Here is a 10362-nt window from a genome sequence, read left to right on the forward strand (position 1 = left end):
TGGCGTTTATGGCAGGCGCAGTCGGCTTTACTGCAGGTTTGTATTACGCCATTACCTATGCTTTGATGGCGGCAGTCAGCTTCGGTGTTTTGATGGTATTGTCCACCAAAGACATTGAATGTGAAAACATCAAAGACCTCGCAGGCCTTAACCAACGCCATGCATGGTTTGCCTTCCTGATGTTGCTGTCTATGTTCTCCATGGCGGGTATTCCGCCGCTGATGGGCTTCTACGCCAAATTCGGCGTGATTATGGCTCTCTTGAAACAAGGCCATGTTTGGTTGTCCGTATTTGCCGTCATCATGTCGCTGATTGGTGCGTTCTACTACCTGCGCGTGGTCAAAGTCATCTACTTCGATGCACCTGATCATGACCAGCCGGTCGGCAGCAACTATGCCGCCAAATTTGTCCTGACGGTCAATGCCTTCCTACTGCTCCTGTGGGGTATCATGCCGCAAACCGTTATCGACTGGTGTGCCAAAGCATTGATAAATACCCTGTAAGCTTCAAACAAAACCAACGGCGGCTGTTCCAAAGCCGCCGTTTTTGTTAGGATTCGCATTCGGATGAAATATACCCAAAGTTCAGACGGCCTCAAGCCTTTGAGCAATCATCAAGCGGGCATCATCAAGATATTGAATATTCCACGGATAATAATGGGCAAGAATGCCCATTTAACATGTTAAAATCACACACAGGCCGTCTGAAAACAGAAAGACCATCATGACCGCATCCATGTACATTCTTTTGTTGTTGGCACTTATCTTTGCCAACGCACCATTTATTACCACCAAATTCTTCGGCATCGTCGCCCTGAAACGCAAACATATCGGCCATCACTTGATCGAATTGCTGGCAGGTTTCCTTCTTACCGCGATCCTCGCCTATATCCTCGAATCGCGAGCTGGTGCCGTACATGCCCAAGATTGGGAGTTTTACGCGACCGTTGTCTGCCTCTACCTGATTTTTGCTTTCCCATGCTTTGTATGGCGTTACTTTTGGAATGAGAGAAATAGAGAGTAGGATTTGAATTAGGAAAAGGCCGTCTGAAAGATTTTCAGACGGCCTTTTTATATCAAGTAAGGATTGTTTTAGGGATGAGCTTTGGAACATTGACCTGGAGTTGCCATATTCAGTTTCATAATGGCAGCTTTGGCAACATCTTCAGAAATTTCAGTTACTGCCGGTATGGGTATTGGCTGTTTCTGGTAACAAGAAACCTTTGTTTTGCAAGTCACCTAAGCAATTAACAACAATATCTTTAGTTACAGAGATAAATGCCTGATCCAGATTACTATGGGGAGTCAGCTCTTTGGGTGTGGAGGTTAAACCAATAGTAGTCACAATAGCGTGATTAAATTCGGAACGGTTTAATTCTTTTTTGCCATCTGAGTAGCTACAGTAGAATTGATAGTAATCCTGAACTGTACTGCCTGCTAATCCGAAAGTCAGACCTGTTTTTATACCGTTACCTACTGCACCACCAATATTGGCGATATTGTTGGCATGGATTTTCAGGCTGTTTTGGGCTTGCGGGTCTACTGTTACAATCTTTGTTCCGTTTAGTGCAATTTTGGCAGCTTTTGTTAGAGCCGGATTTACTTTAGGGAAAGATTTACCATTACGCTCGAACTCTCCCTCTAAACGTATAGGATAAGGTTGATTTGGTACTTTCAAATCACTTTGTTTATATTTTTGATATTCGGTTGAAGTATAGGGATGTGGTACAACACAGGCAGAAAGCGCTAATGCTGAGCATAGGATGAGTAATTTGTTCATAGATATTCTCCAGTTAATTTGCATTTATCTGTTTGTTTTCAGGTGAATTAAATAACGTATTCGAATAAAACCAATTATAACGTAATACAGTTTTTATACAAATTTTGCAAACTAAATGTGAAAATTTGCATGGGAAGGCAGGTTGTTATATTGGATCTACCTTGCGAACTTCATTACTTTAGAGAGAAGGTTTCCGATAGTGATGGTAGATGTCGAGGGCAAGTTAACTTTAATTACCAAGAGTACAACTGTGAGCTTTTGAGTTATTAAGATTAGATTTCGATTGAAAATGATAGGGAGATTTCAGTTTGGGTCAGTTGGTAAATAAATTAAGCCAAAAGGCCGAGTTGATGTAGTTGCTTGAAACAATAAAGGTCGTCTGAAAGATTTTCAGACGGCCTTTATTTTGTTTGATGTTAAATATCGGTTAGAAAACAAGGCTGTTGGGGCGTAAAGCCTTGTCGTGGGGGCGGTTTAACGGTACTATTCTCGGTTAATTCTGTTTTATTCCTATGAAATTGAAAGTATTAAGATGATTAATGATATTCAAAAGACAGCTGAAGGCAAAATGCAGCGTTCTCTGGAAGTATTGAAAGACAATTTGGCTAAAGTACGTACCGGCCGTGCGCATACCGGCCTGCTCGACCAAGTGGAAGTGGAATACTGGGGCAGCATGGTACCTGTGAGCCAAGTGGCGAACGTGACGCTTTTGGATGCGCGTACGATTGGTGTGAAACCTTTCGAGAGCAATATGGCTTCAAAAGTCGAGAAAGCGATCCGTGATTCCAACTTGGGCCTGAACCCTGCTTCTGTCGGCGATTTGATCCGTGTCCCTATGCCTATGCTGACTGAGGAACGCCGTAAAGATTTGATCAAAGTAGTGCGCGGCGAGGCGGAAGAGGGCCGTGTGTCTATCCGCAATGTGCGCCGTGATGCAAACGACCACATCAAAAAATTGTTGAAAGACAAAGAAATTTCTGAAGACGAAGCCCGCCGCGGCGAGGAAGCGGTTCAGAAATTGACCGACAAATACATTGCTGAGGCAGACAAGCTCTTGGCGGCCAAAGAAGAAGATTTGATGGCGATTTAATCCTGTGTGCAAACCGTTCAGACGGCCTTTGGACGGTTTGCTCCCTGAAAGGCAGACATGAAAAGCAGTACGCAGACGATTTTGGAACACTCTGCCATCCCCCGACATATTGCCGTGATTATGGACGGCAACGGACGTTGGGCAAAGAAGCGTTTTCTTCCCCGTGTGATGGGGCATAAGCGCGGCTTGGATGCGCTGGAGAACATGGTGAAGCATTGTGCTGAGCTGGGTGTGCGGTATTTGACCGTGTTTGCTTTTTCGACTGAAAACTGGCGACGCCCCGAGGAAGAGGTTTCTTTTCTGATGGGGCTGTTTTTGCAGGCTTTGCAAAAGCAGGTGCGCCGTTTGCACGATAACAATATGCGCTTGAAAGTCATCGGCAGCCGCGAGCGGTTTAACGCTGAAATCCTGAAGGGGATTGAGGCGGCAGAGGCGTTGACGGCAAACAATACCGGTTTGACTTTGAGCATCGCCGCCGATTATGGCGGCCGCTGGGATATTTTGCAGGCGGCAAATCAGTTGATTGCCGAGGGTGCAACAGAGATTACGGAAGAGGCGTTGTCGCGCTATTTGATGTTGGGCGATGCACCCGAGCCGGATTTGTTTATCCGCACCGGCGGCGAGACGCGCATCAGTAATTTCCTGCTGTGGCAGATGGCGTACGCGGAATTGTATTTTACGGATACGCTGTGGCCTGATTTTAATGAGAAATCGCTGAACGAGGCGATTGCTTCGTTTCAAAAACGGGAACGCCGCTTCGGGCGGACTTCCGAACAGCTGCCGCTTGAGCAGCAACGGGGTTGAGAATTATGTTGAAACAACGGATTTTAACGGCGCTGTGGCTCTTGCCGCTGATGCTGGGTATGCTGTTTTATGCACCTATGTGGCTGTGGGCGGCGTTTTGCGGCCTGATTGCTATGTTGGTTTTGTGGGAATATGCCCGCATGAGCGGCTTGGACAAGCTGAAAATCAATCATTATTTGGCGTCAACGCTGGTGTTCGGCGTGATTGCCTATGCCGGCGGTTGGCAGCTGCCCAATTTGGTTTGGTGTGTCGTATTGGCGTTTTGGCTGATTGTCATGCCTTGGTGGCTGAAAGCGAAATGGAAGCTAAACGGCGGCTGGCAGGCTTACACGGTCGGTTGGTTGTTGGTGATGCCGTTTTGGTTCGCACTGGTTTACCTGCGCCCTCAGCCTGAAGACGCGCTGTCTTTATTGGCGATTATGGGCTTGGTATGGGTGGCCGATATTGGCGCGTATTTCTGCGGCAAGTCGTTTGGTAAGCGCAAAATTGCGCCGACCATCAGCCCGGGTAAAAGCTGGGAAGGTGCAATCGGCGGCGCATTGTGCGTTGCCGTGTACATGACCGTTGTATGGAAAGCCGGTTGGCTGGCTTTTGAAGCCGGGTGGTTCAAAACGATTTTGATCGGCTTGATTCTGACCGTTGTCAGCGTGTGCGGCGATTTGCTGGAAAGCTGGCTCAAACGTGCGGCAGGTATCAAAGACAGCAGCAATCTGCTGCCGGGGCACGGCGGCGTGTTCGACCGTGTGGACAGTCTGATCGCCGTTATCAGCATTTATGCCGCCTTTGTATATTTGTTTTAAACCGTCTGTCTCACATGGTTGGGGGAGCTGATTATGTCCGAACAAAAACAGATTTCATCTTTATCGATCTTGGGCGTATTGTTGGCACTGGGATTGATGGCTGCGGCGTTTATTTTGGGCGTGCAGTTTAAGAATCTGCGCCAACCCGGGACGATTACCGTAAAAGGTTTGGCGGAGAAAAACTTCCAATCCGACAGCGCGACGTGGAATACGGGCGTAAATGCGCACGGCGAGAGCTATCAGGAAGTTTTGGATTTACTGACGGCAAGACGCAAGAAGCTGTCTAAATTTTTGGGTGAGCAAGGCTTTACGGCGGCTGAAATGAAAGTAGGCCTGCCTGAAGTGTCGCGCGTTTTCAATGAAACCCGCGACGAACTGGGCAACGTAACCCGCACGCCCAACGGCTACGATGGCGACCTCAATATTGTGGTCAACACCAAAAAACTGGACAAAATCCAAGCCGCCCAGCGCGCCATTTTGAATTTCCGTGCGCAAAACGAATTCATCCGCTTCGACAATCCGCAATATTTGCTGGGCAATTTAGAAACCATCAAACGTGATTTGATCACGCAGGCGACTGAGGACGCGCAGAAACGCGCGGCCGAATTTGCCAAAACCGGCGGCGGCAAAGTGGGCGCCATGCGTTCTGCTTCGCAAGGTTCGTTCAACATCTATGCCGACACCGGCAGTAGCGAGGACGACGAGTACGGCGGTTCTTACGATAAAAGCACCGTCGGCAAGCAAGTCCGACTGGTTGTTACCATCGAATACGGCATTGAGTAATTCTTTCAGACGGCCTTTTCAGCTGGGAGGCAAAAGGCCGTCTGAAAATTGGAAACGGCAAAGAAATTTATTTCAAACACGATGAATACCGTTTGCACAGCACATAAAGAACACACCATGACACAACAAGTTCTGACCATATTAGGCAGTACCGGCAGCATAGGCGAAAACACTTTAGACGTTGTCTCCCGCCATCCTGAAAAATTCCGCGTGTTCGCGCTGGCAGGGCATAGGCAGGTGGACAAGCTGGCAGCGCAATGCAAACAGTTCCGCCCGGAATATGCCGTTGTCGGCGATGCCGGCCATGCTGCCGAGCTGGAAAAGAAACTCAAACAAGAAAGCATCAGTACGCAGGTTTTATATGGCGCTCAAGCCCTGATTGATGTCGCCTCTGCCGATGAAGTCAGCGGCGTGATGTGTGCCATTGTCGGCGCGGCCGGTTTGCCGTCGGCTTTGGCCGCCGCTAAAAAAGGCAAAACCATTTATCTGGCCAACAAAGAAACGCTGGTGGTTTCCGGCGCATTGTTTATGGAAACCGCCCGCCAAAACGGCGCTACCGTCTTGCCGATTGACAGCGAACACAACGCCATCTTCCAAGTATTGCCAAGGGATTACACAGGCCGTCTGAATGAGCACGGTATCAATTCGATTATTCTGACCGCATCGGGCGGACCATTCCTTAACACCGATTTAAGTACATTTGACAGCATTACGCCCGAGCAGGCGGTCAAGCATCCGAATTGGAGTATGGGGCGAAAAATTTCCGTCGATTCCGCGTCAATGATGAATAAGGGCTTGGAGTTGATTGAGGCGCATTGGCTGTTTAACTGTCCGCCGGAAAAACTGGAAGTCGTCATTCATCCGCAATCCGTGATTCACAGTATGGTGCGTTATCGCGATGGTTCGGTATTGGCGCAGTTGGGTAATCCCGATATGCGTACGCCGATTGCTTATTGTTTGGGCCTGCCCGAACGCATCGATTCCGGCGTGGACGAGCTGGATTTCGGCGCATTGTCCGCGTTGACCTTCCAAAAGCCTGACTTTGACCGTTTCCCATGCCTGAAACTTGCCTATCAGGCCATGAATGCAGGCGGCGCCGCGCCTTGCGTGTTGAACGCTGCCAACGAAGTTGCCGTGGCCGCTTTTTTAGATAAACGCATCAAGTTTACCGATATTGCCAAAGTCGTTGCCCACTGTCTTGCCCAAAATTTTTCAGACGGCCATCATGATATCGAAGGCCTGTTGGCGCAAGACGCGCAAACACGCAGACAGGCAGAAGCCTTTATCGGCAAACAATAAAGCTTCAATGACAGGCCGTCTGAAACGTCAACCGCTTGGCATTTAGGCAGACAAAATGGAACAACTGCCTTTATAATCGGTTTTCAGACGGCCTTATCCGTTGATGATCACATTCCATTCAGGGGATTTTTTTGCAAACCTTTTTAGCCTTTATCGTCGCCATTCTGATTCTGGTCAGCCTGCATGAGTTCGGACACTATATTGTTGCCCGCTGGTGCGGCGTTAAAGTCGTGCGCTTTTCCGTTGGCTTCGGTAAGCCCTTTTTTACCCGAAAACGCGGCGATACCGAGTGGTGTCTTGCCCCGATTCCGCTGGGCGGTTACGTTAAAATGGTCGATACGCGCGAAGGCGAGGTGGCAGAGGCAGATTTGCCGTACGCCTTTGACAAGCAGCATCCGGCCAAGCGCATCGCCATTGTCGCCGCCGGCCCTTTGACCAATTTGATTTTGGCCGTTTTGCTTTACGGTTTGAGCTTTTCCTTCGGCGTGACCGAGTTGCGCCCCTATGTCGGCATGGTCGAGCCTAGCAGTATTGCCGCCAAAGCAGGTTTTCAGGCAGGCGATAAAATTGTATCGGTTAACGGAATCGCCGTTAAAGACTGGAGCGATGCGCAAACCGAGATGGTGTTGAACCTTGAAGCCGGCCCTGTAAAAGTTGCTGTTCAGACGGCCTCAAATACCCAAGCCATCCGCATAATTGATGCCGCCGGCACGCCTGAAGCAGGTAAAGTTGCGAAAAGCCAAGGCAACATCGGCCTTTTGCCTTTTAGAATTACTAACCGCATCGGCAAAGTCTTGGCTGATAGTCCGGCCGAAAAAGCAGGCTTGAAGGAAAACGACAAACTGCTGACCGCCGATGGGAAGCCCATCGAAAGCTGGCAGGCATGGACGGAACTCTTCCGCGCCAGCCCCGGTAAACGAATTGAGCTGACTTACGAGCGTGACGGTAAAATACTGGCGACCGCTATCCGGCCGGACAGCGTCGAGCAGTCGGCAGGCGTGCTGGTGGGTAGAGCAGGGCTTGCCGCCCAGGCGGATAAAGAGTGGGATAAAACCATCCGCTACCGTTATACGCCTTCCGTTGCCCAAGCCTTTGAATTGGGTTGGAACAAAACCGTCAACTATTCGTGGACAACCCTCAAATTTTTCGGAAAACTGGTTACGGGCAATGCCTCTTTGAACCATATTTCCGGCCCCCTGACCATTGCCGATGTCGCCGGACAGTCCGCCAAACTCGGATTGCAGAGCTACCTCGAATTTCTGGCCTTGGTCAGCATCAGCTTAGGCGTGTTGAACCTTTTGCCCGTGCCCGTTTTAGACGGCGGACATCTGGTTTTCTATACCGCCGAATGGATACGCGGAAAGCCTTTGAGCGAGCGCATACAGGCAGTCGGCCTGCGCTTCGGACTGGCAGCCATGCTTTTGATGATGGCTGTGGCTTTCTTTAATGACATCAACCGTTTGTTTGGATAATTTATGAAACTGAACCAGATTGCTTCCGCTTTAATGGTATTGAGCCTGTCTCCGTTGGCATTGGCTGACTTTACCATTCAGGACATCCGCGTCGAAGGCCTGCAACGCACCGAGCCGAGTACCGTCTTCAACTACCTGCCCGTTAAAGTCGGTGATAATTTCAATGATGCGCGCAGTGAAGAAATCATCAAAAAACTCTACGCAACCGGTTTCTTTGACGATGTACGCGTCGAAACCATGGACAATCAAGTCCTGCTGACCGTGATTGAGCGTCCGACCATCAGCTCGCTCAATATTACCGGCGCGAAAATGCTGCAAAACGATGCCATCAAGAAAAACCTTGAAGCATTTGGTTTGGCGCAATCCCAATACTTCAACCAAGCAACGCTGAATCAAGCCGTTGCCGGTTTGAAAGAAGAGTATTTGAGCCGTGGCAAACAGTCTGTCCAAATCACTCCGACCGTAACCAAACTCGCCCGCAACCGCGTGTCTATCGATATTGCCATCGAAGAGGGCAAATCTACCAAGATTACCGATATTTCATTTGAAGGCAACGAAGTTTATTCCGACCGCCGTCTGATGAAACAAATGTCCCTGAGCGAAGGCGGCATGTGGACTTGGATTACCAAGAGCAACCAGTTCAATGAGCAAAAATTTGCTCAGGACATGGAAAAAGTTACCAATTTCTATCAAAACAACGGCTACTTCAACTTCCGCATTTTGGATACCGACATCCAAACCAACGAAGACAAAACCAAGCAGACCATTAAAGTAATCGTCAGCGAAGGCGACCGCTTCCGTTGGGGCAATGTACGCATCGAAGGCGATACGTTGGAAGTGCCGAAAGAAGATTTGGAAAAACTGCTGACCATGAAGCCGGGCAAATGGTATGAGCGCGCGCAAATGTCCAATTCGCTCGAGGCCATCCAAAACCGCATGGGTCAGGCAGGTTACGCATTTAGCGAAATCAATGTCCAACCGATTCCAAATGCCGAAACGCATACCGTTGATTTTGTTCTGACCGTTCAACCGGGCCGCAAAATCTATGTAAACGAAATCAACATTACCGGCAACAACAAAACCCGTGACGAAGTCATCCGCCGCGAGTTGCGTCAAATGGAATCGGCGCCTTACGACTCTGCCAAACTGCAACGTTCTAAAGAGCGCGTTGAGTTGTTGGGCTACTTCGACAACGTTCAATTTGATGCGGTTCCTGTGGCCAATACGCCCGACCAAGTTGACCTGAACATGAGCCTGACCGAACGTTCTACCGGATCGCTCGACTTGAGCGCAGGTTGGGTTCAGGATACCGGTTTGGTGATGTCTGCCGGTGTGGCTCAAGACAACCTGTTCGGTACGGGTAAATCCGTTGCACTGCGCGCTTCCCGCAGTAAAACCACAGTAAACGGCTCGTTGTCGTTTACCGACCCATACTTCACACCTGACGGCGTAAGCTTGGGCTACGACCTTTATGGTAAGACTTACGACCCGCGTAAAGCTTCTTCCAGCGCGAAACAATATAAAACCACAACTTTCGGCGGCGGTTTGCGTATCGGTATTCCGGTTACCGAATATGACCGTGTGAACTTCGGTTTGGCCGCAGAGCGTCTGACCGTGAATACCTACAAAGGCGCGCCTAAACGCTATGCCGACTTTATCAATCAATACGGTAAGGGCGACGGTAGCGGCGTGGGTAGCTTCAAAGGCTGGTTGTACAAAGGTACCATCGGCTGGGGTCGCAACAAAACCGACAATGCCTTGTGGCCGACCCGCGGTTACCTGACCGGCGTGAACGGCGAAATCGCTTTGCCGGGCAGCGACCTGCAATACTACACCCTGACCCACAACCAAACCTGGTTCTTCCCATTGAGCAAAGATTTCACGCTGATGCTGGGTGGCGAAGTCGGTTATGGCAACGGCTACGGTAAAACCAAAACCATGCCGTTCTTTGAAAACTTCTACGGTGGCGGCTTAGGTTCTGTCCGCGGCTTTGAAAGCGGTACGCTGGGCCCGAAAGTCTATGACGAATACGGCGAGAAAATCAGCTACGGCGGTAACAAAAAAGCCAACGTTTCCGCAGAGTTGCTCTTCCCGATGCCGGGCATTAAAGACTCTCGTACCGTCCGTCTGAGCCTGTTTGCCGATGCTGGCAGCGTGTGGGATGACAAAACCTACAACGACAGCAGCAGCAATTCTTATTACACCAATGGCGCGCTCCAAAACGTGTATGGCGTAGGCACAACGCACAAATCGACATTCAAAAACGAATTGCGTTACTCTGCCGGTGCTGCCGTGACCTGGCTCTCTCCGCTGGGTCCGATGAAGTTCAGTTATG

10 protein-coding genes are annotated in these 10362 nt (G+C 49.6%); 9 read left to right on the plus strand and 1 reads right to left on the minus strand.

What is annotated here, in order from left to right:
* Both ACTHUM_RS09790 and ACTHUM_RS09795 read left to right on the plus strand, forming a co-directional pair.
* A partial coding sequence (locus tag ACTHUM_RS09790) for an NADH-quinone oxidoreductase subunit N (protein WP_440402838.1) occupies window positions 1-503 on the plus strand: 503 nt, incomplete at its 5' end.
* Window positions 504-723: 220 nt separating this feature from the next.
* Complete coding sequence (locus tag ACTHUM_RS09795) at window positions 724-1023, plus strand: DUF2818 family protein (protein WP_039861891.1); 300 nt, start codon at window positions 724-726, stop codon at window positions 1021-1023.
* Window positions 1024-1173: 150 nt separating this feature from the next.
* On the opposite strand, the gene ACTHUM_RS09800 is transcribed toward ACTHUM_RS09795, so the two are convergent.
* Complete coding sequence (locus tag ACTHUM_RS09800) at window positions 1174-1779, minus strand: hypothetical protein (protein ID WP_224783379.1); 606 nt, start codon at window positions 1777-1779, stop codon at window positions 1174-1176.
* A gap of 532 nt (window positions 1780-2311) precedes the next feature.
* Between ACTHUM_RS09800 and frr the strand changes: the two genes are divergently transcribed.
* The 7 genes from frr to bamA all read left to right on the plus strand — a co-directional run.
* Complete coding sequence (frr, locus tag ACTHUM_RS09805) at window positions 2312-2869, plus strand: ribosome recycling factor (RefSeq protein ID WP_049332978.1); 558 nt, start codon at window positions 2312-2314, stop codon at window positions 2867-2869.
* Between the two features lie 57 nt (window positions 2870-2926).
* Window positions 2927-3673 (plus strand): isoprenyl transferase, encoded by a 747-nt coding sequence (locus ACTHUM_RS09810; protein WP_036492295.1) that lies wholly within the window; start codon window positions 2927-2929, stop codon window positions 3671-3673.
* Between the two features lie 5 nt (window positions 3674-3678).
* Window positions 3679-4473, plus strand: a complete 795-nt coding sequence (locus ACTHUM_RS09815; protein WP_440361249.1) for a phosphatidate cytidylyltransferase — start codon at window positions 3679-3681, stop codon at window positions 4471-4473.
* 33 nt (window positions 4474-4506) lie between these two features.
* Entirely contained in the window at window positions 4507-5256 is a 750-nt protein-coding gene (locus ACTHUM_RS09820; protein ID WP_003747899.1) for an SIMPL domain-containing protein, read from the plus strand.
* Window positions 5257-5373: 117 nt separating this feature from the next.
* Window positions 5374-6555, plus strand: coding sequence for a 1-deoxy-D-xylulose-5-phosphate reductoisomerase (gene ispC / locus ACTHUM_RS09825; protein WP_440361250.1), 1182 nt, complete (start codon window positions 5374-5376; stop codon window positions 6553-6555).
* Between the two features lie 131 nt (window positions 6556-6686).
* Window positions 6687-8027, plus strand: a complete 1341-nt coding sequence (gene rseP / locus ACTHUM_RS09830; protein WP_296184567.1) for an RIP metalloprotease RseP — start codon at window positions 6687-6689, stop codon at window positions 8025-8027.
* 3 nt (window positions 8028-8030) lie between these two features.
* The coding region (bamA, locus tag ACTHUM_RS09835; protein WP_440402839.1) for an outer membrane protein assembly factor BamA at window positions 8031-10362 on the plus strand (2332 nt) is incomplete at its 3' end.

The sequence above is a fragment of the Neisseria sp. P0021.S006 genome (genome assembly GCF_051956895.1).